This window comes from Klebsiella sp. C349492, assembly GCF_042055345.1.
Taxonomy (GTDB): domain Bacteria; phylum Pseudomonadota; class Gammaproteobacteria; order Enterobacterales; family Enterobacteriaceae; genus Klebsiella; species Klebsiella scottii.
On record NZ_JANQCE010000006.1, the window covers coordinates 282,246 to 306,107 of the forward strand.

The following is a 23,862-nucleotide window of genomic DNA, read 5'->3' on the forward strand; positions in this document are numbered from 1 at the left end:
TGCTGGCCCGCGCTTTCGCCCCGATCACCTGCTTTTGCAAGCTTGCGGAGCCCCGCCGCGTCGCCGCCTGGCTGAGACCTGAATGATGTAAGAGATATACCCTGGTCTTTCGACCGTACGCCTCTGAGCAACCCACTTCCCACCGAAGTTGTTGGTAATCACGGACAGGCAGGTCTTCTGGCTTAGCGTCATCCTCTCCCATCCTTCCCAATCTTGCGATCAGTGGTTTTTACCCGGCATATTTCACGTTGCGCCCGCTGGCGACAGCAGCAGGCCCGTCTATGGCCTCATCCCTGTGGGGCCGGCTCAGGCGCAGTTTGAAAGCGGCTGAAGCCTGTTATCCTGCAACGTGAATATTTAGGTAAATATGGGTTCGTCAGCATCACAGCAGCGGGGGCTGCGGGGGATTTTCACCCCCTTCCCTGGCACGTTTCGTGCCGTACCTGTCGGTTTTATGGCCAGAGCTCCGAGGCTCTCGCCATCGCTTATTTTCAGCTTATCTACTTCGTCACTGCGCCCTTCATCAGACGCTGGAAAACGAAAGGTAATTTCTGATGTCACTCTACTCCATCAAAGAAATAAAAACTGGTGCAGCTTATCCTGCTCCGCTCATTATTTTGTTGCGCTATGACAATTTATTGCTTTGGAGGGGATTTTTTATTTTTATAATGAGGCGGATACGTAGACATATCAAAAAAAAGCCATAACAAAATATTGTCATTTAAAATGGCTCAGTTTGTGATCCGGAATTTATTTGCTGGCGAAAAGCCTGCGGCGTGATCTGATAGGTTTGACGAAAAACTTTGCAGAAATAGCTGGTTTGAGAAAATCCTAAATTACGTGCAATGCTGGCGATACTCCAGTCGCTGTGAGAAAGCAGCTCCTTCGCGCTCACCATACGCTGATGATTCACCCAGGCATTAAAGCCAATTCCCTGATACTTTTTGAATAACTTACTGAAATAGTAGGGGCTGAGATAAACATGGTTCGCGACCTCCTCCAGGCGTAGTTCGTCAGACAGGTGCGCGTCGATATAGCGCAATGCCTTTTTCATTTTGCCATCGTGAGGGTTCACGCCCCGCTGGGTTCGCACGGGCTCCGGCTGCTGCTGATTATCCTTAATAACAACAAAGTTAAGCTGTTTTTTCAGGCAGTTTTCCACGATAAGTTTCAGCAGGTCGGCCGAGGCAATGACCCTGGAATAGTCCATTTCCGGGACGTTGCGAAACTCGCTCAATAGTTCAGAATCGGCCTGCCAGCCTATATCCACGTTCAGGATATCGACCAGCTCGACATCCTCGCGCAGGCGAACCTGCCCGCACAGAACAAACCCGACGAGATGCCCGGCGATCACCAGCGGGATGGAAAAATCCGTTAAGCCTGCATGGCAGCGATAAATGCACGGCTGATCGGATTTTGAGGCCTCAAGGCCACCACAGCGATCGCTCATACGGCAGCGGATGCTATGCTGAGGATGTTGACGCATGAGCTGACAGAAGGACGTAAAATTAAACAGCTCAGAAATTTCATCACCATGAATATTCACAACCACTACCGCCAGACTGGTAGCCTGAGCAAAATCCTGCGCGATTTTATTAATGAGTTCTGAGTTAAGCGAGCTCGCAGAAATCATGATAAAACCTCCCAGTTAATTTATTGTTATGAATAAAACATTCTATTCATATTTACTTTTCATTATTGCAACTAAAATTCATGATAGAAAGTAGGGTGACGATAACAAAAGTCTCCCACCTGCGGGAGACTTTTTGACCAGTTCGTGATACCGGTTCATGAATCATTTTCAGTATTTCATTAACCGTCACGCATCGTGGAACTTGCCTTCCTTGTCTTCCAGCTTGCAGGTATTACAAGGCAGGTTATTACCAATAAAGTATCGATAAATGGCCGCCCCGGCGCAGGCGCCAATTAATGGCGCAACGATCGGTACGATAAAGTACGGGATCTCTCGTCCGCCGGTCATGGCAATATTGCCCCAGCCGGCAAGCCAGGTGAAGATTTTCGGCCCAAAGTCGCGGGCAGGATTCATGGCAAAGCCGGTGAGCGGCCCGGTGGAGGCGCCAATCACCGCGACTAAAAGGCCAATAAGCAAAGGGGCCAGCGGCCCTTTCGGTACGCCGTTGCCGTCATCGGTCAGCGCCATAATCATGCCCATCAAAATTGAGGTTATCACTATCTCAACGAATGCCGCCTGCCAGACGCTCAGCTCTGCTGCCGGGTAGGTACTGAATATACTGGCTAGCTGAAGACTCTCAACGCTTCCACGCACCAGCTGATGCGTCGCTTCGAACCCGGTAAATACGCTACTGTAAAGGAGGTACGCCAACAGCGCGCCGGCAAAAGCCCCCGCGACCTGCGCAACAATGTAAGGCGCGACTTTCCTGCCTGGGAAGCAGGCAAACAGCCACAGGGCGACGGTGATAGCCGGATTGAGATGTGCGCCCGATATCCCGGCGGTCAGATAGACGGCCAGAGAAATCCCCAACCCCCAGATAATACAAATTTCCCAAAGACCAAGGCTTGCCCCGGCGATCTTTGCCGCACTCAGGCATCCGATACCAAAAAACAGAAACAGCCCGGTGCCCAAAAACTCGGCAGTGCATTGTGCTTTTAGCGAATCATTCATGGTGACACCTTCTTAGCAGAGTTCGTGTCCTGACCAGCACCAAGCTATGCTGGCAATGGGTACAGCGAGCATCACTATAGAAACTGGCGCCCACAAATTGTTGGCAATCTGTCGACGCTGGGCTCTGAAAAATCGTTCATGAGTAACAAATTATTGCTCTTCCGCTATTGTTCCGCACAGGCTTGATGCCTTATTCCGCAAATATTCCGGATAAATATACATAGCAATATTTTGCTAATTCCTGAATGTCATTTTTCAAACCGGTATCACATATGCATTCCCCCACATAGCAAACAACAATTAATCTGTCATCTATTAAAATGTAAAACTGGAATATAAAAAACAAAATAATCACATAACCAATAAAAATAAAAGACAACAAAAACAATGCATTAAAATTAATTCATCTGTTTTTTTATTATTATAAGACAACTATTTCCCCGTTTTAAAATTCAAGTCAGCCATTCTTTTCCCTTGCTTCTTTTTATAGTCATCAACATTGGAACAATCCAGGCGAGGTCTTTATGCAACAAGAAGCATTAGGAATGGTAGAAACCAAGGGCTTAACCGCAGCCATAGAGGCCGCTGACGCAATGGTGAAATCAGCCAACGTGGTGCTGGTAGGCTACGAAAAAATTGGCTCCGGGCTGGTGACGGTCATCGTGCGCGGCGACGTCGGTGCGGTAAAAGCCGCCACCGATGCCGGTGCCGCAGCCGCACGCCACGTGGGTGAAGTGAAAGCCGTACACGTCATCCCCCGCCCCCACTCAGATGTAGAAAAAATCTTACCGAAGGGAATTAGCCAATGAGCAGCAATGAGCTGGTGGAACAGATCATGGCGCAGGTGATTGCCCGAGTGGCAGCGCCGGAACGGCAGGTCATCCCTACTGAAACCCATCCAATACGAGAGACGGCTATGGCAGAGAAAAGCTGCAGTTTAACGGAGTTTGTCGGGACCGCCATTGGCGACACCCTGGGTCTGGTTATCGCCAACGTCGATAGCGCCCTGCTGGAAGCGATGAAGCTTGAGAAACGCTATCGCTCCATTGGCATTCTCGGCGCGCGAACCGGCGCGGGCCCGCACATTATGGCCGCAGACGAAGCGGTTAAAGCCACTAACACCGAAGTGGTCAGCATCGAACTCCCCCGCGATACCAAAGGGGGAGCGGGCCACGGTTCGCTGATTATTTTAGGCGGTAACGACGTTTCCGACGTCAAACGCGGGATCGAAGTCGCGCTGAAAGAGCTCGACCGCACCTTCGGCGACGTTTACGCCAACGAGGCGGGCCACATCGAGCTCCAGTACACCGCTCGCGCCAGCTACGCCCTCGAAAAAGCCTTCGGCGCCCCCATCGGCCGGGCCTGCGGCATTATCGTCGGCGCACCCGCTTCCGTAGGGGTGCTAATGGCGGATACCGCGCTTAAGTCGGCCAACGTCGAGGTTGTCGCCTATAGCTCGCCGGCGCATGGCACCAGCTTTAGCAACGAAGCCATTCTGGTCATTTCCGGCGACTCGGGTGCGGTACGCCAGGCGGTTATCTCCGCCCGGGAAATCGGCAAAACCGTCCTGGCGACCCTCGGTTGCGAACCGAAGAACGATCGCCCGTCCTACATTTGATACCCACGAGGCTGACTCATGAGATCGAAAAGATTTGAAGCACTCGCGAAACGCCCGGTGAATCAGGACGGCTTCGTTAAGGAGTGGATCGAAGAAGGCTTTATCGCGATGGAAAGCCCGAACGACCCAAAACCCTCCATTAAAATCGCTAACGGCGCGGTGACCGAGCTGGACGGGAAACCGGTCAGCGAATTTGACCTGATCGACCATTTTATTGCCCGCTACGGCATCAACCTGAACCGTGCCGAAGAAGTTATGGCGATGGACTCGGTCAGGCTTGCCAACATGCTGTGCGATCCTAACGTTAAGCGCAGCAATATTGTCCCCCTGACGACGGCCATGACCCCGGCAAAAATTGTCGAAGTCGTGTCGCATATGAACGTCGTTGAGATGATGATGGCGATGCAGAAAATGCGCGCTCGTCGTACGCCGTCGCAGCAGGCGCATGTCACTAACGTCAAAGATAACCCGGTACAAATTGCCGCCGACGCAGCCGAAGGCGCATGGCGCGGGTTTGATGAGCAGGAAACGACCGTCGCCGTTGCCAGATACGCGCCGTTTAATGCGATTGCCCTGCTGGTTGGCTCACAGGTTGGCCGTCCCGGCGTGTTGACCCAATGCTCTTTGGAAGAAGCCACCGAACTCAAGCTCGGCATGCTGGGCCACACCTGCTACGCCGAAACCATTTCGGTCTACGGGACTGAGCCCGTCTTCACCGACGGTGACGACACCCCGTGGTCGAAAGGCTTTCTCGCCTCGTCTTACGCATCGCGCGGTTTAAAAATGCGCTTCACCTCAGGCTCTGGTTCAGAAGTTCAAATGGGCTATGCCGAAGGTAAATCGATGCTCTATCTGGAAGCTCGCTGCATCTACATCACCAAAGCCGCTGGCGTGCAGGGTCTGCAAAACGGCTCCGTAAGCTGCATCGGCGTTCCCTCTGCGGTGCCCTCGGGTATTCGTGCGGTACTGGCGGAAAACCTGATCTGCTCCGCGCTGGATCTGGAATGCGCCTCCAGCAATGACCAGACCTTCACCCACTCCGATATGCGCCGCACCGCGCGTCTGCTGATGCAGTTCCTGCCGGGCACCGACTTTATATCTTCGGGTTATTCCGCGGTGCCGAACTACGACAACATGTTCGCCGGTTCCAACGAAGATGCGGAAGATTTTGACGACTACAACGTTATCCAGCGTGACCTGAAAGTGGACGGCGGTCTGCGCCCGGTTCGTGAAGAGGACGTTATCGCAATTCGGAATAAAGCCGCCCGCGCTCTGCAGGCCGTATTTGCCGGAATGGGCCTGCCGCCGATTACCGATGAAGAGGTCGAAGCCGCGACCTACGCCCACGGCTCGAAAGATATGCCAGAGCGCAATATCGTCGAAGACATCAAGTTCGCCCAGGAAATCATCAATAAGAACCGTAATGGCCTGGAGGTGGTAAAGGCCCTCGCTCAGGGTGGGTTTACCGATGTTGCGCAGGACATGCTCAATATCCAGAAAGCCAAGCTGACCGGCGACTACCTGCATACCTCGGCCATTATCGTCGGCGACGGACAGGTGCTTTCGGCCGTGAATGACGTCAATGATTATGCCGGTCCGGCAACGGGCTATCGCCTGCAGGGTGAACGCTGGGAAGAGATTAAAAACATCCCTGGCGCACTTGATCCTAACGAGCTCGGTTAAGGGGTGAGAAATGGAAATTAATGAAAAATTGCTGCGCCAGATAATTGAAGATGTGCTCAGTGAAATGAAGAGCAGCGATAAACCGGTCTCATTTAATGCGCCGGCAGCATCTGCCGTCCAACAGGCCGCAACGCCCGCTGGCGACAGCTTTCTGACAGAAGCTGGAGAAGCCCGCCAGGGCACGCAGCAGGACGAAGTGATTATCGCCGTTGGTCCGGCATTCGGCCTGTCTCAGACCGTTAATATCGTCGGCATACCGCATAAAAACATCCTGCGTGAAGTGATCGCCGGTATTGAAGAAGAGGGGATCAAAGCGCGCGTAATTCGCTGCTTCAAATCCTCGGACGTGGCGTTCGTCGCCGTTGAAGGCAACCGGCTGAGCGGCTCGGGCATTTCCATCGGTATCCAGTCAAAAGGCACCACGGTTATCCACCAGCAGGGGTTGCCGCCGCTCTCCAACCTCGAGCTGTTCCCCCAGGCTCCGCTTCTGACGCTGGAAACCTATCGCCAGATTGGTAAAAACGCCGCGCGCTATGCGAAGCGCGAGTCGCCGCAGCCGGTCCCGACGCTAAATGACCAGATGGCCCGCCCAAAATACCAGGCGAAGTCGGCCATTTTGCACATTAAAGAGACCAAATACGTCGTGACAGGCAAAAACCCGCAGGAACTGCGCGTGGCGCTCTGATAAAGGATAACCCCATGAATACCGAAGCAATTGAATCAATGGTCCGGGACGTTTTAAGCCGCATGAATAGCCTGCAGGATGACGCCCCCGCAACGGCAAGCAGCGGCGCTCCTGGCCAGGCTAAGGTGAGCGACTATCCGCTAGCCAATAAGCACCCTGAATGGGTTAAAACCGCCACCGGCAAAACGCTGGATGACTTCACCCTGGAAAACGTACTGAGTAACAAAGTCACCGCTCAGGATATGCGAATTACCCCGGAAACCCTGCGTCTACAGGCGTCGATTGCTAAAGATGCGGGCCGCGACAGGCTGGCGATGAACTTTGAGCGAGCCGCCGAACTGACCGCCGTACCGGATGACCGCATTCTTGAAATCTATAACGCTCTTCGTCCGTACCGCTCAACGAAAGAAGAGCTGGTGGCTATTGCTGACGATCTCGAAAGCCGTTATCAGGCAAAGATTTGCGCAGCTTTCGTTCGTGAAGCAGCGGTGCTGTACGTCGAGCGTAAAAAGCTCAAAGGCGACGATTAAGGAGCCGGGATGAGATATATAGCTGGCATTGATATTGGGAACTCATCGACAGAAGTCGCGCTGGCGCGACTTGATGAGGCTGGCGTGCTGACGATGACCCACAGCGCGCTGGCGGAGACGACCGGAATCAAAGGCACGTTGCGTAACGTGTTTGGCATTCAGGAAGCGCTCTCCCTCGCGGCAAGACGCGCAGGGATCAATGTCAGCGATATTTCGCTCATTCGTATCAACGAGGCCACGCCGGTTATTGGCGATGTCGCCATGGAGACCATTACCGAAACCATCATTACCGAATCGACCATGATCGGCCATAACCCGAAAACGCCGGGCGGAGTGGGTATCGGCGTTGGGCTGACGATTACCCCAGAGGAGCTGCTGACGCGCCCGGCGGATAGCCCCTATATCCTGGTCGTTTCATCAGCCTTCGATTTCGCCGATGTCGCGACCATGATTAACGCTGCGGTACGCGCCGGATATCGGATTACCGGCGTCATTCTGCAGCGTGACGATGGTGTGCTGGTTAGCAACCGGCTGGAAAAAATAGCGCCGGTTATCGATGAAGTGCGCCACATCGACCGTATTCCGCTGGGGATGCTGGCGGCGATTGAAGTTGCCGTTCCGGGGAAGGTTATTGAAACACTCTCCAACCCTTACGGCATCGCCACCGTGTTTAACCTCACTGCCGATGAGACAAAAAACATCGTGCCAATGGCCCGCGCGCTCATAGGCAACCGTTCCGCCGTGGTGGTTAAAACGCCCTCCGGAGACGTCAAAGCCCGCGCTATCCCGGCCGGAAATATTGAGCTGCTTGCGCAGGGAAAAACCGTGCGCGTCGATGTCGCCGCCGGAGCGGAAACCATCATGAAAGCAGTTTCCGCCTGCAGCCGGCTGGATAACGTCATCGGGGAAGCCGGAACCAACATTGGCGGCATGCTGGAGAATGTTCGTCAGACGATGGCCGTCCTGACGAACAAACCGAGTAGCGAAATCTTTATTCAGGATCTGCTGGCCGTCGATACCTCCGTGCCGGTTAGCGTGACCGGCGGGCTTGCCGGCGAGTTCTCGCTGGAGCAGGCCGTAGGCATTGCCTCAATGGTGAAATCAGACCGCCTGCAAATGGCGATGATTGCCCAGGAAATAAAGCACAAGCTCAGCATTGACGTCCAGGTTGGCGGCGCCGAAGCGGAAGCCGCCATTTTAGGCGCGCTAACCACGCCGGGTACGACGCGCCCGCTGGCGATTCTCGATCTCGGCGCCGGCTCAACGGATGCTTCAATCATCAACCCTCAAGGCGAGATCGTCGCAACCCATCTGGCGGGCGCCGGGGATATGGTCACGATGATTATTGCCCGTGAGCTCGGGCTTAGCGACCGCTACCTGGCAGAAGAGATTAAAAAATACCCGTTAGCCAAAGTTGAAAGCCTTTTCCATCTGCGCCATGAAGACGGCAGCGTCCAGTTTTTCCCGACACCGCTCCCTGCTGGCGTTTTTGCACGCGTCTGCGTGGTGAAACCCGATGAACTGCTGCCTCTTCCCGGCGATTTAGCGCTGGAAAAAGTGCGCGCCATTCGCCGTAGCGCCAAAGAGCGTGTTTTTGTTACCAATGCGCTGCGCGCGCTGCGTCAGGTCAGCCCTACCGGCAACATTCGCGACATTCCTTTTGTGGTGCTAGTGGGCGGGTCAGCCCTTGATTTTGAAGTTCCTCAGCTCGTTACCGATGCGCTGGCCCACTACCGGCTGGTCGCCGGACGGGGAAATATTCGCGGTAGCGAAGGCCCAAGAAACGCGGTGGCTACCGGGCTGATCCTCTCCTGGTACAAGGAGGTTGCGCATGGAGAGTAACCACACCGCGCCGGCAATCATCATTATCGCCCTGGCCGACTGCATCAACCTCTGGCGCGAAGTGCTGCTGGGTATTGAAGAGGAAGGCATTCCATTCCTGCTTCAGCAGCAATCGGCCGGGGACGTAACCAGCTGCGCATGGCAGGCGGCGCGAAGCTCGCCGCTGCTGGTTGGCATCGCCTGCGACCAACGCACGCTGGTCGTGCACTACAAGAATTTATCCGCATCCGCGCCGCTTTTTACGCTGATGCGCCATCAGGACAGTCAGGCCCAACGCAGTACAGGTAACAACGCGGCACGGCTTGTCAAAGGGATCCCTTTTCGGGATCTAAATAGCTAAGCAACAGGAGAACCGTAGTATGAACAACGCACTGGGACTGGTTGAAACAAAAGGGTTAGTGGGTGCCATTGAAGCTGCTGACGCGATGGTGAAATCCGCCAACGTGCAGCTGGTTGGCTACGAAAAAATTGGCTCCGGCCTTGTTACCGTGATGGTGCGCGGTGATGTCGGCGCGGTAAAAGCAGCCGTCGATGCGGGCAGCGCGGCGGCAAGCGTGGTTGGCGAAGTGAAGTCCTGCCACGTTATTCCACGGCCGCACAGCGACGTTGAGGCCATTTTACCGAAATCAGCCTGATCGAAGCCAATAAGGAACACCGCGTGAAGCAATCACTGGGATTACTCGAAGTTTGTGGTCTGGCACTGGCTATCAGCTGCACCGATATCATGGCGAAATCCGCTGCTATCACGCTGGTCGCCCTCGAAAAAACCAATGGGTCAGGCTGGATGGTTATCAAAATTACCGGGGATGTGGCCTCCGTGCAGGCGGCCATTATGACCGGTAAACAGTTTGCCGAACGGCATAGCGGTCTGGTTGCCCACAAGGTTATCGCCAGACCCGGAGAAGGGATCCTGCCTACGGACTCCCCTCTCTCCTCCGTTATGCCGCCTGAATCCGATGAACCCGATACGGCTGACGTCATCGTTGCAGAAGCGCCGGCAGATGAAGAACCGTCGGCCGCCGAACGGGTCAGTTGCAACCTGTGTCTGGACCCACAATGCCGGCGCCAGAAGGGCGATCCTCGTTCACTCTGCCTGCATTCAGGTAAGCGGGGTGAAGAGTAATGGATAAACAGCTGCTGGCCTCGACGGTGAGCAAAGTTCTCGATGAGATGCGCGAGCGCCCGATTCCTCTGGGCGTCTCGAACCGCCATATCCATCTGTCCGCACAGGATTACGCGAGGCTTTTCCCCGGCCACCCGATTGCGGAGAAAAAAGCGCTGCTGCAGCCAGGACAGTATGCCGCCGAGCAGACCGTCACCCTGGTTGGTCCGAAGGGCCAGCTAAATAACGTGCGCCTGCTGGGGCCGCTGCGCTCAGCAAGTCAGGTAGAAATATCGCGCACGGATGCCCGCACGCTGGGGATTACGGCGCCGTTAAGAATGTCCGGTAACCTGCAGGGGACGCCCGGCATCCGCCTGGTCAGCCCATTTGCCGAACTGGATTTACCCTCCGGGGTTATCGTCGCCCAGCGGCATATTCATATGTCGCCCCTTGATGCGCTGATCCTTCGCGTAGCCCACGGCGACCGGGTCTCCGTGGCGATTGAAGGTAACGACCGTCGGCTGATCTTCGACAACGTCGCCGTACGCGTGGCGGCGGAAATGCGCCTCGAAATGCATATTGATACCGACGAAGCCAACGCCGCAGGTGCCGATAACCCGCAAGCCTTCGCCAGGCTGGTAAGTTCGCGATGAACGGCGAAACCCTGCGGCGAGTTATTGAGGAGGTCGTCTCCCGGCTGCAGCAGCGCGCCCGCAGCACGGCCACGTTGAGCGTGGCGCAGCTTCGCCAGATGGACGGCCTGAGCCTGTGCTGTCAGTACGCTTCGCTGCGCATTGTGCTCATCGACCTTCCCCTGCTGGGCCGGCTTGTACAAAGGGAAACCGCAGATCCGGGGGTCGCGATCATTCATCACGCCATTGCTTTGGGTATCCACGTCGAGCTCGCCCTGCATAGCGGTCTGCTGCAGGCTATGCCACTAAAAAAACTGGCCCGTCTACCGGTGACGTTTACCGACGAGCATGGGCAGCCGCTCGTTCTGCATGCCGCCCCGGTGCTCAGCTATCGCGATGTCGCCGGTCGGGACGCCGGGCGCGTGGTCCTCCACCGCCGGTGCGTGGTTACCGCTCTGGCGCGGGAGGCAGCGAGCGCGCGCAATATTCAATTAATCAAGCAGGAGTAAATCATGCATCTGGCACGAGTCACGGGCGCGGTTGTCTCCACGCAAAAATCGCCCTCCCTGATAGGGAAAAAGCTGCTGCTGGTCCGTCGGGTCAGCGCCGATGGCGAACTTCCCGCATCGCCGACGTCAGGCGATGAGGTTGCCGTTGACTCCGTAGGCGCAGGCGTCGGTGAACTGGTGCTGCTCAGCAGCGGCTCCAGCGCCAGACATGTTTTTTCCGGGCCGAATGAGGCCATTGACCTCGCCGTGGTTGGCATTGTCGATACGCTTTCGCGTTAAGGGGAAATTATGGCGATTTATACCCGAACGGGTGACGCAGGCACCACCTCACTATATACCGGCCAGCGCGTGAGCAAAACCCACCCACGCGTTGAAGCCTACGGCACGCTGGATGAGCTGAATGCGGCGCTGAGCCTGTGTACCTGCGCCGCCGCGGATGAAAACCATCGCACCTTACTTGAGGCCATCCAGCAGCAGATTTTCTGGTTTAGCGCCGAGCTGGCCAGCGACAGCGAGCAGCCGTCACCAAAGCAGCGCTACATCAGCAGCGAAGAGATCTCCGCGCTTGAGGCCGCAATCGATCGGGCGATGGACCGCGTCGAACCGCTTCACAGTTTTATTTTACCCGGACGCAGCGAAGCCGCGAGCCGCCTACATTTTGCCCGTGCGCTGGCCCGTCGGGCCGAACGTCGCCTGGTTGAGCTGGCGGGAGAAGTTAACGTTCGCCAGGTATTGATGCGCTACCTCAACCGGCTATCGGACTGCCTGTACGCGCTGGCTCGTGCCGAAGATAGCGTTGCGCATCGCAACAGCATCATTAGTGAAATCAGCGCGCGCTATCTGGCTGCCAGCCAGCCCCCCCGCAGCAAGGAGACTCTTATGGCCCTCTCATTCAACGATCTCCATCAGCTTACGCGGTCCGCCGTTGAGCGCGCCCGGCAGCTTGAGGTGCCGGTAGCGATCGGCATCGTCGACGCGCACGGCACGCAAACGGTGATTTGGCGGATGCCGGACGCTCTGCTGGTCAGCAGCGAGCTGGCGCCAAAGAAAGCCTGGACCGCGGTGGCGATGAAAACAGCCACTCACCTGCTTTCAAGCGCGGTGCAGCCCGGCGCGCCGCTTTATGGTCTGGAGAGCCAGATGCAGGGAAAGGTCGTCACCTTTGGCGGCGGATACCCCTTGTGGCGTGAAGGCCAGTTGATTGGCGGCCTGGGTATCAGCGGCGGCAGCGTTGAACAGGACATGGATATTGCACAGGCCGCCATGGCGGCTATTAACGTGGGAACTAATCAATGAATACTTGTGAACTCGAAACCCTTATCCGCACCATTTTGAGCGAGCAGCTGGCCCCGGCACAAGCGCCTCATCAACCGCAGGGCAGCGGCGTCTTTCAGTCCGTCAACGCAGCGGTTGATGCCGCACACCAGGCTTTCTTACGCTACCAGCAGTGTCCGCTCAAAACTCGCAGCGCCATTATCAGCGCCCTGCGCCTGGAGCTGACGCCCCATCTTTCTCCCCTTGCCGCCGAAAGCGCGGCAGAAACGGGAATGGGCAATAAAGAGGATAAGTTCCTCAAGAATAAGGCAGCGCTGGACAACACGCCGGGAATCGAGGATTTAACCACTACCGCGCTCACCGGCGATGGCGGGATGGTGCTTTTTGAATATTCACCGTTTGGCGTTATCGGCTCCGTTACGCCGAGCACTAACCCGACGGAAACGATCATCAACAACAGCATCAGCATGCTGGCGGCGGGCAACAGCGTTTATTTTAGCCCACACCCGGGAGCAAAAACCGTCTCTCTGAAGCTCATCAGCATGATTGAAGAGATCGCCTTCCGCTGCTGCGGTATCCGTAACCTGGTGGTCACCGCCGCGGAGCCAACGTTTGAAGCCACCCAGCAGATGATGGCCCATCCAAAGATTGCCGTACTGGCTATTACCGGTGGTCCGGGAATTGTCGCTATGGGAATGAAAAGCGGGAAAAAAGTCGTGGGCGCCGGAGCCGGTAACCCGCCCTGTATCGTTGACGAAACCGCTGATTTAGTCAAAGCCGCCGAAGATATCATCAACGGCGCGGCGTTCGATTACAACCTGCCGTGCATTGCCGAGAAGAGCCTGATTGTGGTGGAGAGCGTCGCCGATAGTCTGGTACAGCAAATGCAGGCATTTGGCGCCTTGCTGCTAACCACCGCAGAGGTCGACAGGCTCCGCGCCGTCTGCCTGCCGGAAGGACAGGCGAATAAAAAGCTGGTCGGGAAAAGCCCGGCAGCTCTGCTGACGGCGGCCGGCATTAGCGCGCCGGCAAAACAACCTCGCCTGCTGATAGCCGTCGTCAGCGCCGACGATCCGTGGGTCACCAGCGAACAGCTGATGCCGATGCTGCCCGTTGTCAAAGTGAGCGATTTTGATAGCGCGCTGGCGCTGGCCCTGAAGGTGGAAGACGGCCTGCACCACACCGCCATCATGCACTCGCAAAACGTTTCACGCCTGAACCTCGCAGCCCGCACGCTGCAGACCTCCATCTTCGTGAAAAATGGGCCGTCCTATGCCGGTATCGGGGTCGGCGGCGAGGGCTTTACGACCTTTACTATCGCTACGCCAACGGGTGAAGGCACCACCTCAGCGCGAACGTTTGCTCGCTCCCGGCGCTGCGTACTGACCAACGGCTTTTCTATCCGCTAACGAGGTAGGGTAATGAAGACCTTTTCGCTACAAACCCGGTTGTACAGCGGTCAGGGGAGCCTGCAGGTGCTCAGACGCTTTACCAACAAGCATATCTGGATAATCTGCGATGGCTTCCTGGCGAGCTCGCCGCTCATCGGGACGCTGCGCGCTGCGCTGCCGGCGGATAATCGTATCACTATTTTTAGTGAGATAACGCCGGACCCTACTATCGATACCGTCGTCCAGGGGATTGCACAAATGCAGGATCTGCAGCCCCAGGTCGTCATCGGGTTTGGCGGCGGTTCGGCGCTGGATGCGGCGAAGGCTATCGTCTGGTTCAGCCATCGGTTCGGCATTGAAATTGAAACCTGCGTTGCCATTCCTACCACCAGCGGTACCGGTTCAGAAGTGACCAGCGCCTGCGTAATTAGCGACCCTGATAAAGGTATCAAATACCCGCTGTTCAACAATGCGCTGTATCCGGATATGGCGATCCTCGATCCAGAGCTGGTGGTCAGCGTCCCGCCGCAGATCACGGCCAATACCGGAATGGACGTACTGACCCACGCGCTGGAAGCCTGGGTTTCGCCACACGCCAGCGACTTTACCGATGCGCTGGCGGAAAAAGCCGCCAAACTGGTATTCCGCTATCTGCCCACTGCGGTGGAAAAAGGTGACTGCGTGGCGACGCGGGGAAAAATGCATAACGCCTCAACGCTCGCAGGTATGGCGTTCAGCCAGGCCGGGCTCGGGCTTAACCACGCAATAGCCCACCAGCTCGGCGGGCAGTTTCATCTGCCGCACGGTCTGGCCAACGCGCTGCTGTTAACCCCGGTTATCCGCTTTAACGCCGGCGTTCCACGTGCCGCCAAACGCTACGCGCGGCTGGCCAAAGCCTGCGGCTTTTGCCCGCCAGAGGCCAATGATGTCACGGCGATAAATGCGCTGATTCAGCAAATCGAACGCCTCAAGCAGCGCTGCGCTCTCCCCTCATTGGCCGTCGCACTTAAAGAAGGAAGATCCGACTTTTCAGCGCGCATTCCGGCAATGGTGCGGGCCGCGTTGGCTGACGTCACGCTACGCACTAATCCGCGCCCGACCAGCGCCGAGGAAATTCGGGAACTGCTGGAGGAACTGCTATGAGTACCGCCGCCAACACCGTTGCAATGCCCCATAGCGCGGATGAAATTCGTGAGCGCGTTCGCACTGCGGGCGTGGTTGGTGCGGGAGGCGCGGGGTTTCCCGCTCACGTCAAGCTCCAGGCGCAGGTGGAGATCTTTCTGGTTAACGCCGCCGAGTGCGAACCCATGCTCAAGGTTGACCAGCAGCTGATGTGGCAGCAGGCTTCGCGTCTTGTACGCGGCGTGCAGTACGCGATGACGGCAACCGGCGCGCGCGAAGGGGTGATAGCCCTGAAAGAAAAATATCGCCGGGCCATCGATGCGCTAACCCCGCTGCTGCCTGCAGGTATCCGGCTCCACATCCTGCCCGATGTCTATCCGGCTGGCGATGAGGTGCTGACCATCTGGCTGGCTACCGGTCGCCGGGTCGCGCCTGCCGCGCTGCCGGCCAGCGTCGGCGTGGTCGTTAATAACGTGCAAACCGTCCTCAATATTGCCAGAGCGGTCGAGCTGCGGTATCCGGTAACGCGCCGAACGCTGACCGTCAACGGCGCCGTTGCCAGGGCGCAAACGCTCACCGTGCCTATCGGCATGTCGTTACGCGAAATCCTCAACCTTGCCGGCGGGGCAACCGTCGACAATCCGGGGTTTATTAACGGCGGGCCAATGATGGGAAGCCTGGTGAAATCGCTGGACTCTCCGGTGACCAAAACCACCGGTGGGCTGCTGGTGCTACCGAAAAGCCATCCTCTCATTCAGCGACGGATGCAGGACGACCGCACGGTCCTTTCCGTTGCCCGCACCGTCTGCGAACAGTGTCGGCTGTGCACCGATCTCTGCCCAAGACACCTGATTGGCCACGAACTCTCGCCCCATTTGCTGGTTCGGGCAGTGAACTACCTGCAGGGCGCTACGCCGCAGCTGCTGCTTAGCGCACTCACCTGTTCGGAGTGCAACGTCTGCGAAAGCGTAGCCTGCCCGGTAGGCATCTCGCCAATGCGCATTAATCGCCTGCTGAAGCGCGAGCTGCGGGCGAAAAACCTGCGCTATGAAGGGCCGCTGCATCCGGCCGACCAGATGGCGAAATATCGCCTGGTGCCGGTGAAGCGGCTGATCGCCAAACTGGGGCTAAGCCCCTGGTATCAGGAAGCGCCGCTGTCCGGGTGCGAACCTTCTGCCGAAAAAGTCACGCTGTTGTTACGCCAGCATATTGGCGCAAGCGCAGCGCCGTGCGTGGCAGTAGGGCAACCCGTCGTGCGCGGGCAATGCGTCGCCGATATTCCAGCGGGCGCGCTGGGCGCCCCTGTGCACGCCAGCATTGACGGCACGGTTTCGGCCATCAGCGAACAGGCTATTACGGTTGTAAGAGGTTAACTATGTCTCAGGCTATCGGTATTTTAGAACTCACCAGCATCGCCAGGGGAATGGAGCTCGGCGATGCGATGCTGAAAAGCGCGAACGTCGACCTGCTGGTCTGCAAGACCATTTGTCCGGGTAAATTTCTGTTAATGCTCGGCGGCGACGTCGGCGCGGTACAGCAGGCGATTGAAACCGGCACCTCGCTTGCCGGAGAAATGCTAGTCGACAGTCTGGTGCTGCCCAATCTTCACCGCGATATTCTCCCGGCAATAAGCGGCCTGAATAGCGTTGACCAGCGCCAGGCCGTCGGGATCGTCGAAACCTGGAGCGTCGCAGCCTGCATTAGCGCGGCAGATCGGGCGGTGAAAGCCTCGAACGTTACGCTGGTACGCGTGCATATGGCATTCGGTATCGGCGGCAAGTGCTATATGGTCGTCGCGGGTGAGATTTCAGACGTCAACAATGCGGTAGCTGTGGGTAGCGAAAGCGCGGGTGAAAAGGGGCTGCTGGTTTACCGCTCGGTAATTCCGCGCCCGCATGAGGCAATGTGGCGACAGATGGTGGAGGGATAATGGAAAAGCAGCAAACAACAGATCGCATGATTCAGGAATACGTCCCGGGTAAACAGGTCACGCTGGCGCACCTTATCGCTAATCCAGGTCAGGACCTGTTCAAAAAGCTGGGTTTGCAGAATGCGGTATCGGCGATCGGCATTCTCACCATTACCCCCAGTGAAGCCTCAATAATTGCCTGCGATATCGCCACCAAATCGGGCGCGGTAGAGATAGGCTTTCTCGATCGCTTTACCGGCGCCGTGGTGCTTACCGGGGACGTTTCCGCCGTTGAATATGCGCTGAAGCAGGTTACACGCACGCTGGGCGAAATGATGCGCTTCACCGCTTGCCCAATTACACGGACCTAAGCTCATGAAACGTTTGATGCTTATCGGCCCCAGCCAGTGCGGCAAGACGTCCTTGACCCAAAGCCTGCGCGGCGAAGCGCTCCATTATAAAAAAACGCAGGCGATTGAATGGTCCCCGATGGCCATCGACACGCCGGGTGAATACCTCGAAAACCGCTGTCTTTACAGCGCGCTGCTGGCCAGCGCCTGCGAAGCCGACGTTATCGCACTGGTGCTGAATGCCGACGCGCAGTGGTCGCCGTTTTCTCCCGGTTTTACCGCCCCGATGAACCGCCCGACCATCGGCCTGGTGACCAAGGCCGATTTAGCGCCCCCGCAGCGCCTTTCTCTGATTGAGGGCTGGCTTGAACAAGCCGGCGCGCAGCGGATCTTTATTACCAGCGCGCTCAATAAATCGGGACTCACCGCCGTACTGGCTTTTTTGAATGCGAAGGAACCCCTATGTCTCACAAAATAATGGCCATTAACGCCGGCAGCTCATCGCTAAAATTTCAGCTGCTGGCAATGCCTCAGGGTGAAATGCTCTGCCAGGGATTGATAGAGCGTATTGGTATGGCGGACGCCCGGGTGACGATAAAAACGCCAGCCCACGGCTGGCAGGAGAGGGTCCCTGTTGCCGATCATCGTGAAGCCGTGACTCTGCTGCTGGAAAAGCTCCTCCGCCACGGCGTGATCGGCAGCCTGCATGAGATTGACGGTATCGGCCATCGCGTCGCCCACGGTGGAGAGCACTTTAAGGATTCCGCGCTGATTACCGAGGGGTCGCTGGCTGAAATTGAACGCCTTGCGGAGCTGGCGCCGCTGCATAATCCGGTCAATGCGCTCGGCATTAACGTCTTTCGCCAGCTGTTGCCCACCACACCCGCCGTCGCAGTGTTTGATACCGCCTTTCACCAGACGCTGGATGAGCGCGCCTATCTCTACCCTCTTCCCTGGCGCTATTACAGTGAACTTGGTATCCGCCGCTATGGTTTCCACGGCACCAGCCACAAATACGTCAGCGCCCTGCTCGCAGAGCAGCTCGGCGTTCCGCTCAGCGCGCTGCGGGTGATCTGCTGCCACCTGGGCAATGGCAGCAGCGTTTGCGCGATTAAAGGCGGCCATTCTATCAATACCTCAATGGGATTTACGCCCCAGTCCGGCGTGATGATGGGGACCCGCAGCGGCGATATTGACCCATCAATCCTGCCGTGGATTGCCCAGCGGGAGGGGAAAACGCCCCAGCAGCTTAATCATCTGTTAAACAATGAGTCCGGGCTGCTCGGCGTCTCCGGCGTTTCGCATGATTACCGCGACGTCGAGCAGGCGGCAGATGCAGGCAATCACCGGGCGGCTCTCGCCCTGTCGCTTTTTGCCGAGCGGATCCGCGCGACGATCGGCAGCTACATTATGCAGATGGGCGGCCTGGACGCGCTGATTTTTACCGGCGGCATTGGCGAAAACTCCGCGCGCGCGCGATCCGCAATCTGCCATAACCTGCATTTTCTCGGCCTGTCGATCGATAGCGAGAAAAACCAGCAGAATGCGGCCTTTATCCAGGCCGACGGCTCGGTCGTTAAAGTGGCGATTGTGAATACAAATGAAGAGCTGATGATCGCCCGCGACGTTATGCGCATCGCCCTCTCCGCGCGGGCGGATCTGTGCGTTTCGGCGTAAAACAGCCGCCCTCAGGCTTGAGTGAAATCATGGTAATAGCGGGATCGCCATGACACTATGCGCCATGAAAAATCGAGTGGAAAGGTGAACCGGTGGCCGTTGCACAATGTCCCGCATCCTGCGGAGAGCTCATCCAGGGCTGGATCCTTGGCAGTGAAAAGCTGGTCTCCTGCCCCGTCGACTGGTACAGCACCGTCGAGGTGAGCGCCGCGCCGCCTCTGCCTGATGAACGCCCGCTTTCCCGGGCAATGGTCGAGCGGCTTTTAGACTACTGGCAATACCCGGCAGGCCTGAGCCGCGACATCCGTATCGAGGTGCACTCGTCGATTCCTGTCGCCAAAGGGATGGCCAGCAGTACGGCAGATATTGCCGCTACCGCGGTGGCCACGGCGCATCATCTCGGCCATACGCTGTCGGAGTCCGAGCTGGCGCGGCTTTGCGTCTCCCTGGAACCCACCGACAGCACCATTTTTCGCCAGCTCACGCTTTTCGACCATAACGACGCCTCGACGCAAATTGCCTGCAAGTCCCAGCCACAGCTCGATCTTTACGTTCTCGAAAGTCCCGTAACGCTACGCACAACGGATTATCATCGCCTGCCCCGCCGGTCCCGGCTGCTCGCCAGCTCGGCTACGCTACAGCTGGCGTGGGAAAAGATACAGGATGCCTGTCTTAGCGGCTGCCCGCGGCGGATGGGGGAAGCGTCGACGCTTAGCGCGATTGCCAGCCAGCTGCTGCTGGCAAAACCCGGTTTTACCTCGCTGCTGGCGCTGGTGGAAGAGTGCGACTTATACGGTCTGAACGTCGCTCACAGCGGCAGCGTTGTCGGCCTGATGCTGGACCGGCGGCGGCACGATATCGGCTATATACAGTGGGCGCTGGCGAAGAGGAGCATGAGCGAGCACTGGCCGCGGCAGCACCTGCTGAAGATGGTGCAGGGCGGCGCCCGCCTGCTTGCCGCTTCAGGCGTTCGCGCCAGCGATGCGCCTTAATGCGCTAATCAGCCGCTGATTCTCCTCCGCGCTGCGGATCGCCACGCGGAAATAGCCCGCCCCGAGGCCGGGATAGTTGGCGCAGCTGCGAATCAAAATATGCTGCTGCAGCAGCGCATACTGCAGGTCGATCCCCGGCATATCGGCGCGCAGAAACAGATAGTTTGCCTGACCCGGATATACCGTTAAGCCGGGAAGCCGGCGGAGCTGTTGGTAAAAACGCCGCCCCTCTTCGGCCAGCCACTGCCGGGTCTTCTGCTGGTAGGCGCTATCCTGCAGAATAATTTCCCCCGCCAGCGCGGCAAACGCGTTGATCGACCACGGCATTTGCCGCTCGCGCATCCGGGCGACGGCGCGCTCATCGCCGTTGACCAGATACCCCAGACGCAGGCCGGGTATGGCATAGAACTTCGTCAGCGAGCGTAGTACCCAGATATGCGGGTTATCGCGCAGCAGAGGGATAAACCCCGGCTGGTCGGGAATAAAATCGATAAAGGCTTCATCCAGCACCAGCGCGATGCTTAACGCTTTGCAGCGCTCGGCAATCGCCGCCAGCAGCCGGCGCTCCGGCAGCAGGCCGGTTGGGTTGTTGGGCGTACACAGGAACAGGCAGTCCAGGTCTGGCGTCAGGGCCGCGAGAAGGGCCTCGGTCAGCTGCCAGCCATCCTCTTCACGCAGAACGAACTCGCGGATCGCGCAGTCCACCGAGCTCAGCGCGCGGCGATATTCGGCAAAGCCGGGTATCACGATCATCGCCTGACGCGGCTTCAGGCCGTTTACGACGGTGAAAATAGATTCGGTTTCGCCATTCCCCGCCACGATCCACGAGGCGGGAATGTGGTGATGCTCGGCCAGGGCCTCGTGCAGCTGCTGATAGTCCACGTCGGGATAGCGCTCTGCGCGGTCAAGATTATCGATCAGAGCGCGCTTCAGGCTTTCAGGCATGCCCAGCGGATTAATATTGGCGCTAAAATCCAGCAGCCGATCGGGCTTAATGCCCAGCAGCGCCGCCGCCTCCCGCGTATTGCCGCCATGCGCGCTCTTTAACAGAGCCATATCCCGCTCCTTTTATCAGCCACGCCTTGCCAGCGTTGCGCCATCGGCGAAGTAGGCCTTAATCCCCGCCAGTATCGACTCGGCAACTTCCTGCTGGAAGGTCGCCGTTTTCAGCTTACGCTCCTCCTCCACGTTGCTGATAAACGCGGTTTCGACCAGGATCGACGGAATATCCGGCGCTTTCAGCACCGCGAAGCCGGCCTGTTCAACCTGGTTTTTGTGGAGGTTATTAATTTTGCCCATCTTTTGCAGCACCGCCTTACCAAACTTCAGGCTATCGGCGATGGTCAGCGATTGCACCATATCAAACATCGTATGGTCGACGTAGCGATCGCCGCTCTTGCTGACGCCCCCCACCAGATCGGAGGCGTTCTGGGTTTGCGCCAGATACTTAGCCGCGGTGCTGGTAGCGCCTTTGGTTGAGAGCGCAAATACCGAAGAGCCCCTCGGCTGGCGGCTGGTAAAGGCATCGGCGTGAATCGAGACGAACAGATCGGCACGCTGCTTTTGCGCCTTGGCGACGCGCACCTTCAGGGGAATAAAGACATCTTCGTTGCGGGTCATATAGGCCTTCATATTCCCCTCTTTTTCGATCAGCGCCCGCAGCCGGCGGGCAATCTGCAGCACAACGTCTTTCTCGCGGGTATGGTATTTGCCTACCGCGCCGGAGTCTTCACCGCCGTGTCCCGGATCGAGCATAATCACAATCGGCCGGTCGCGCCCGGCTTTACCCGGCTTCGGCCCGCTTTCTGCCGGCGGCACCTGACGATCGAGATCGCCCTTGTTGTAATCTTCCAGCAGCGCCAGCAGCGGGTCCTGCACATCGGTCGCCGTAGACGGATAGAGATCCATCACCAGGCGCTCTTTAAAGCCGGCAACCGGCGCGAGGGCAAAGAGCTGCGGTTTCACATTCTGTTTGAGCTCAAACACCATGCGCACCGTTTGCGGATCGAACTGCCCGACGCGAGCGGACTTAATATAGGGATCGTCGTCGCGAATGCTAGTTCCCATGCCTTTTAGCACGGAATTAAGGTTAACCCCTTCCAGATCGACCACCAGCCGCTCCGGATTGCTCAACGCAAACTGCCGATATTTCAGCACATGGTTGGATTCCACCGTAACGCGCGTATAGGTTGACGACGGCCAGACGCGCACGGCGACGACCTGTGCAACGGCAGCTAAACCAACCGGACTGACGCTCATTAACCACATAGCGCTCGCCCCCTGTAAAAAACGGCGACGGCTTAATCCTGACTTGTATCCCGGCATGCCACTCCCAAGCAATAAAAACGCATTCGTATCCAAAACAAACAGATTGACCAGAAACTTTAACGAAAGCCGTATAACCTGTCATCAATAAAAGGGTAAACAATCTTTGGTAGCGCGCTTTAAGTCACAGTTCTTTCGCAGGTTCGGGACAAATTTTGGCTTGCGTTTACGGGGAAAACAGAATAAAAATACACTTATTACGAATAATCATGCATTGAGGGTTGTTGTCATGGTGAAGGAACGTCGCACCGAACTGGTAGAAGGATTCCGCCATTCTGTTCCCTATATTAACGCCCATCGGGGAAAAACGTTTGTCATCATGCTGGGTGGCGAAGCCATTGAGCATGAGAATTTCTCCAGCATAGTCAATGACATTGGTCTGTTACATAGTCTGGGCATTCGCCTGGTGGTGGTCTATGGCGCGCGTCCTCAGATAGACGCCAACCTGGCCGAACATCATCATGAGCCGCTTTACCACAAACAGACGCGCGTGACTGACGCCAAAACCCTCGAACTGGTTAAACAGGCCGCCGGCATGCTGCAGCTGGAAATTACCGCGCGCCTGTCGATGAGCCTCAACAACACCCCGCTCCAGGGCGCCCACATCAACGTCGTGAGCGGCAATTTCATTATTGCCCAACCGCTTGGCGTTGATGATGGCGTCGATTATTGCCACAGCGGGCGCATTCGTCGTATCGATGAAGAAGCGATCCATCGCCAGCTTGATAATGGCGCCATCGTGCTGATGGGCCCGGTTGCGGTATCGGTCACCGGCGAAAGCTTTAACCTGACGTCAGAAGAGATTGCCACCCAGCTGGCTATTAAGCTGAAAGCGGAAAAAATGATCGGCTTCTGCTCTTCACAAGGGGTGTACAGCCAGGAGGGTGAGATCGTTCCCGAACTGTTCCCGAACGAAGCCCAGGCGCGGGTTGAAGAGCTGGAAGCGGAAGAGGACTACAACTCAGGTACCGTGCGTTTCCTGCGCGGCGCGGTGAAAGCCTGCCGCAGCGGCGTGCGTCGCTGCCACCTGATCAGCTACCAGGAAGATGGCGCTCTGCTGCAGGAGCTGTTCTCGCGCGACGGTATCGGTACTCAGATCGTCATGGAAAGCGCCGAGCAGATTCGCCGCGCCACCATCAACGATATTGGCGGCATTCTTGAGCTGATCAGCCCGCTGGAGCAGCAGGGGATTCTGGTGCGTCGCTCCCGCGAGCAGCTGGAGATGGAAATAGATAAATTCACCATCATTCAGCGCGATAACACAACAATTGCCTGCGCCGCGCTCTATCCGTTCCCGGAAGAGAAAATCGGTGAAATGGCCTGCGTGGCGGTCCATCCGGACTACCGCAGCTCATCGCGCGGGGAAGTGCTGCTGAACCGCATTGCGACCCAGGCAAAGCAGATGGGGCTAAGCAAACTGTTCGTGCTGACTACCCGCAGCATCCACTGGTTCCAGGAGCGCGGCTTTACGCCAGTGGATATCGACCTGCTGCCGGAGAGTAAGAAAGAGATGTACAACTATCAGCGCCGTTCCAAGGTGATGATGGCCGACCTTGGCTAAGTGAGCGCCCCCTTC

26 protein-coding genes and 1 riboswitch are annotated in these 23,862 nt (G+C 57.2%); of the genes, 22 read left to right on the plus strand and 4 right to left on the minus strand.

Features of this window, described 5'->3' with window-relative positions:
• Positions 1–149: 149 nt before the first annotated feature.
• Positions 150–462: riboswitch (cobalamin riboswitch) on the minus strand.
• 259 nt (positions 463–721) lie between these two features.
• Positions 722–1,633: a regulatory protein PocR gene (gene pocR, locus NWP14_RS21345; RefSeq protein WP_095098786.1), complete on the minus strand. Its 912-nt coding sequence runs from the start codon at positions 1,631–1,633 to the stop codon at positions 722–724.
• 186 nt (positions 1,634–1,819) lie between these two features.
• Complete coding sequence (gene pduF, locus NWP14_RS21350; protein WP_095098788.1) at positions 1,820–2,644, minus strand: propanediol diffusion facilitator PduF; 825 nt, start codon at positions 2,642–2,644, stop codon at positions 1,820–1,822.
• 524 nt (positions 2,645–3,168) lie between these two features.
• On the opposite strand from pduF, the gene pduA reads away from it, so the two are divergent.
• The 21 genes from pduA to NWP14_RS21455 all read left to right on the plus strand — a co-directional run bounded on the left by pduA (position 3,169) and on the right by NWP14_RS21455 (position 19,961).
• Positions 3,169–3,453 carry a propanediol utilization microcompartment protein PduA gene (gene pduA, locus NWP14_RS21355; protein WP_095098790.1) on the plus strand — a complete coding sequence of 95 codons (285 nt, stop codon included), beginning with the start codon at positions 3,169–3,171 and terminating at the stop codon, positions 3,451–3,453.
• Positions 3,450–4,262, plus strand: a complete 813-nt coding sequence (gene pduB / locus NWP14_RS21360; protein ID WP_095098793.1) for a propanediol utilization microcompartment protein PduB — start codon at positions 3,450–3,452, stop codon at positions 4,260–4,262. The genes pduA and pduB overlap by 4 nt, the downstream gene beginning before the upstream one ends.
• Before the next feature lie 18 nt (positions 4,263–4,280).
• A complete protein-coding gene (gene pduC / locus NWP14_RS21365) occupies positions 4,281–5,945 on the plus strand; it encodes a propanediol dehydratase large subunit PduC (protein ID WP_095098795.1) in 1,665 nt (554 codons plus the stop codon).
• A gap of 10 nt (positions 5,946–5,955) precedes the next feature.
• Positions 5,956–6,630, plus strand: a complete 675-nt coding sequence (gene pduD / locus NWP14_RS21370) for a propanediol dehydratase medium subunit PduD (protein WP_159865456.1) — start codon at positions 5,956–5,958, stop codon at positions 6,628–6,630.
• Between the two features lie 14 nt (positions 6,631–6,644).
• On the plus strand, positions 6,645–7,160 hold the full coding sequence (gene pduE, locus NWP14_RS21375; protein WP_095098799.1) for a propanediol dehydratase small subunit PduE: 516 nt from the start codon (positions 6,645–6,647) through the stop codon (positions 7,158–7,160).
• Between the two features lie 9 nt (positions 7,161–7,169).
• Complete coding sequence (locus NWP14_RS21380) at positions 7,170–9,002, plus strand: diol dehydratase reactivase subunit alpha (protein WP_095098801.1); 1,833 nt, start codon at positions 7,170–7,172, stop codon at positions 9,000–9,002.
• Complete coding sequence (locus tag NWP14_RS21385) at positions 8,992–9,342, plus strand: glycerol dehydratase reactivase beta/small subunit family protein (protein ID WP_095098804.1); 351 nt, start codon at positions 8,992–8,994, stop codon at positions 9,340–9,342. The genes NWP14_RS21380 and NWP14_RS21385 overlap by 11 nt, the downstream gene beginning before the upstream one ends.
• Positions 9,343–9,361: 19 nt before the next feature.
• Complete coding sequence (gene pduJ, locus NWP14_RS21390) at positions 9,362–9,637, plus strand: propanediol utilization microcompartment protein PduJ (protein ID WP_001057755.1); 276 nt, start codon at positions 9,362–9,364, stop codon at positions 9,635–9,637.
• A 23-nt stretch (positions 9,638–9,660) separates the two neighbouring features.
• Complete coding sequence (locus NWP14_RS21395) at positions 9,661–10,125, plus strand: BMC domain-containing protein (RefSeq protein ID WP_375215940.1); 465 nt, start codon at positions 9,661–9,663, stop codon at positions 10,123–10,125.
• Positions 10,125–10,757, plus strand: a complete 633-nt coding sequence (locus NWP14_RS21400) for a phosphate propanoyltransferase (protein ID WP_346430752.1) — start codon at positions 10,125–10,127, stop codon at positions 10,755–10,757. Before NWP14_RS21395 ends, NWP14_RS21400 begins: the two co-directional genes overlap by 1 nt.
• Positions 10,754–11,245, plus strand: a complete 492-nt coding sequence (pduM, locus tag NWP14_RS21405; protein WP_095098813.1) for a microcompartment protein PduM — start codon at positions 10,754–10,756, stop codon at positions 11,243–11,245. Before NWP14_RS21400 ends, pduM begins: the two co-directional genes overlap by 4 nt.
• Positions 11,246–11,248: 3 nt before the next feature.
• Positions 11,249–11,524: a propanediol utilization microcompartment protein PduN gene (gene pduN, locus NWP14_RS21410; RefSeq protein WP_095098816.1), complete on the plus strand. Its 276-nt coding sequence runs from the start codon at positions 11,249–11,251 to the stop codon at positions 11,522–11,524.
• A gap of 9 nt (positions 11,525–11,533) precedes the next feature.
• Positions 11,534–12,541, plus strand: coding sequence for a two-domain cob(I)yrinic acid a,c-diamide adenosyltransferase PduO (pduO, locus tag NWP14_RS21415; protein ID WP_375215941.1), 1,008 nt, complete (start codon positions 11,534–11,536; stop codon positions 12,539–12,541).
• Entirely contained in the window at positions 12,538–13,929 is a 1,392-nt protein-coding gene (pduP, locus tag NWP14_RS21420; protein ID WP_346430749.1) for a CoA-acylating propionaldehyde dehydrogenase PduP, read from the plus strand. Before pduO ends, pduP begins: the two co-directional genes overlap by 4 nt.
• Positions 13,930–13,941: 12 nt before the next feature.
• Positions 13,942–15,054 carry a 1-propanol dehydrogenase PduQ gene (pduQ, locus tag NWP14_RS21425; RefSeq protein WP_095098826.1) on the plus strand — a complete coding sequence of 371 codons (1,113 nt, stop codon included), beginning with the start codon at positions 13,942–13,944 and terminating at the stop codon, positions 15,052–15,054.
• Positions 15,051–16,406 (plus strand): 4Fe-4S dicluster domain-containing protein, encoded by a 1,356-nt coding sequence (locus tag NWP14_RS21430; RefSeq protein ID WP_375215942.1) that lies wholly within the window; start codon positions 15,051–15,053, stop codon positions 16,404–16,406. Before pduQ ends, NWP14_RS21430 begins: the two co-directional genes overlap by 4 nt.
• A gap of 2 nt (positions 16,407–16,408) precedes the next feature.
• The gene (pduT, locus tag NWP14_RS21435; RefSeq protein WP_346430747.1) at positions 16,409–16,963 is read left to right on the plus strand and encodes a propanediol utilization microcompartment protein PduT; all 555 of its coding nucleotides are present in this window, start codon (positions 16,409–16,411) and stop codon (positions 16,961–16,963) included.
• The gene (pduU, locus tag NWP14_RS21440) at positions 16,963–17,313 is read left to right on the plus strand and encodes a propanediol utilization microcompartment protein PduU (protein WP_095098836.1); all 351 of its coding nucleotides are present in this window, start codon (positions 16,963–16,965) and stop codon (positions 17,311–17,313) included. The genes pduT and pduU overlap by 1 nt, the downstream gene beginning before the upstream one ends.
• 4 nt (positions 17,314–17,317) lie before the next feature.
• The gene (gene pduV / locus NWP14_RS21445; protein WP_095098838.1) at positions 17,318–17,770 is read left to right on the plus strand and encodes a propanediol utilization protein PduV; all 453 of its coding nucleotides are present in this window, start codon (positions 17,318–17,320) and stop codon (positions 17,768–17,770) included.
• The gene (locus NWP14_RS21450) at positions 17,755–18,969 is read left to right on the plus strand and encodes an acetate/propionate family kinase (protein WP_375215943.1); all 1,215 of its coding nucleotides are present in this window, start codon (positions 17,755–17,757) and stop codon (positions 18,967–18,969) included. Before pduV ends, NWP14_RS21450 begins: the two co-directional genes overlap by 16 nt.
• A gap of 92 nt (positions 18,970–19,061) precedes the next feature.
• Entirely contained in the window at positions 19,062–19,961 is a 900-nt protein-coding gene (locus tag NWP14_RS21455) for an L-threonine kinase (protein WP_375215944.1), read from the plus strand.
• On the opposite strand, the gene cobD is transcribed toward NWP14_RS21455, so the two are convergent.
• Positions 19,932–21,017, minus strand: coding sequence for a threonine-phosphate decarboxylase CobD (gene cobD / locus NWP14_RS21460; RefSeq protein ID WP_346430745.1), 1,086 nt, complete (start codon positions 21,015–21,017; stop codon positions 19,932–19,934). The genes NWP14_RS21455 and cobD overlap by 30 nt on opposite strands.
• 15 nt (positions 21,018–21,032) lie before the next feature.
• A complete protein-coding gene (amiC, locus tag NWP14_RS21465) occupies positions 21,033–22,286 on the minus strand; it encodes an N-acetylmuramoyl-L-alanine amidase AmiC (protein ID WP_095098850.1) in 1,254 nt (417 codons plus the stop codon).
• Positions 22,287–22,515: 229 nt separating this feature from the next.
• Between amiC and argA the strand changes: the two genes are divergently transcribed.
• Positions 22,516–23,847 (plus strand): amino-acid N-acetyltransferase, encoded by a 1,332-nt coding sequence (gene argA, locus NWP14_RS21470; RefSeq protein WP_041147023.1) that lies wholly within the window; start codon positions 22,516–22,518, stop codon positions 23,845–23,847.
• Positions 23,848–23,862: the final 15 nt, after the last annotated feature.

What these genes read in the sequence shown, in the direction of transcription:
- pduM (WP_095098813.1), top strand. Translation starts at nt 10,754, where the DNA reads ATGAACGGCGAAACCCTGCGGCGAGTTATTGAGGAGGTCGTCTCCCGG.
- pocR (WP_095098786.1), bottom strand. Translation starts at nt 1,633, where the DNA reads ATGATTTCTGCGAGCTCGCTTAACTCAGAACTCATTAATAAAATCGCG.
- NWP14_RS21380 (WP_095098801.1), top strand. Translation starts at nt 7,170, where the DNA reads ATGAGATATATAGCTGGCATTGATATTGGGAACTCATCGACAGAAGTC.
- pduE (WP_095098799.1), top strand. Translation starts at nt 6,645, where the DNA reads ATGAATACCGAAGCAATTGAATCAATGGTCCGGGACGTTTTAAGCCGC.
- pduA (WP_095098790.1), top strand. Translation starts at nt 3,169, where the DNA reads ATGCAACAAGAAGCATTAGGAATGGTAGAAACCAAGGGCTTAACCGCA.
- NWP14_RS21400 (WP_346430752.1), top strand. Translation starts at nt 10,125, where the DNA reads ATGGATAAACAGCTGCTGGCCTCGACGGTGAGCAAAGTTCTCGATGAG.
- pduO (WP_375215941.1), top strand. Translation starts at nt 11,534, where the DNA reads ATGGCGATTTATACCCGAACGGGTGACGCAGGCACCACCTCACTATAT.
- pduT (WP_346430747.1), top strand. Translation starts at nt 16,409, where the DNA reads ATGTCTCAGGCTATCGGTATTTTAGAACTCACCAGCATCGCCAGGGGA.
- pduJ (WP_001057755.1), top strand. Translation starts at nt 9,362, where the DNA reads ATGAACAACGCACTGGGACTGGTTGAAACAAAAGGGTTAGTGGGTGCC.
- NWP14_RS21450 (WP_375215943.1), top strand. Translation starts at nt 17,755, where the DNA reads ATGTCTCACAAAATAATGGCCATTAACGCCGGCAGCTCATCGCTAAAA.
- pduF (WP_095098788.1), bottom strand. Translation starts at nt 2,644, where the DNA reads ATGAATGATTCGCTAAAAGCACAATGCACTGCCGAGTTTTTGGGCACC.
- pduC (WP_095098795.1), top strand. Translation starts at nt 4,281, where the DNA reads ATGAGATCGAAAAGATTTGAAGCACTCGCGAAACGCCCGGTGAATCAG.
- pduD (WP_159865456.1), top strand. Translation starts at nt 5,956, where the DNA reads ATGGAAATTAATGAAAAATTGCTGCGCCAGATAATTGAAGATGTGCTC.
- cobD (WP_346430745.1), bottom strand. Translation starts at nt 21,017, where the DNA reads ATGGCTCTGTTAAAGAGCGCGCATGGCGGCAATACGCGGGAGGCGGCG.
- pduP (WP_346430749.1), top strand. Translation starts at nt 12,538, where the DNA reads ATGAATACTTGTGAACTCGAAACCCTTATCCGCACCATTTTGAGCGAG.
- pduQ (WP_095098826.1), top strand. Translation starts at nt 13,942, where the DNA reads ATGAAGACCTTTTCGCTACAAACCCGGTTGTACAGCGGTCAGGGGAGC.
- amiC (WP_095098850.1), bottom strand. Translation starts at nt 22,286, where the DNA reads ATGCCGGGATACAAGTCAGGATTAAGCCGTCGCCGTTTTTTACAGGGG.
- pduN (WP_095098816.1), top strand. Translation starts at nt 11,249, where the DNA reads ATGCATCTGGCACGAGTCACGGGCGCGGTTGTCTCCACGCAAAAATCG.
- argA (WP_041147023.1), top strand. Translation starts at nt 22,516, where the DNA reads ATGGTGAAGGAACGTCGCACCGAACTGGTAGAAGGATTCCGCCATTCT.
- pduB (WP_095098793.1), top strand. Translation starts at nt 3,450, where the DNA reads ATGAGCAGCAATGAGCTGGTGGAACAGATCATGGCGCAGGTGATTGCC.
- pduU (WP_095098836.1), top strand. Translation starts at nt 16,963, where the DNA reads ATGGAAAAGCAGCAAACAACAGATCGCATGATTCAGGAATACGTCCCG.
- pduV (WP_095098838.1), top strand. Translation starts at nt 17,318, where the DNA reads ATGAAACGTTTGATGCTTATCGGCCCCAGCCAGTGCGGCAAGACGTCC.
- NWP14_RS21385 (WP_095098804.1), top strand. Translation starts at nt 8,992, where the DNA reads ATGGAGAGTAACCACACCGCGCCGGCAATCATCATTATCGCCCTGGCC.
- NWP14_RS21430 (WP_375215942.1), top strand. Translation starts at nt 15,051, where the DNA reads ATGAGTACCGCCGCCAACACCGTTGCAATGCCCCATAGCGCGGATGAA.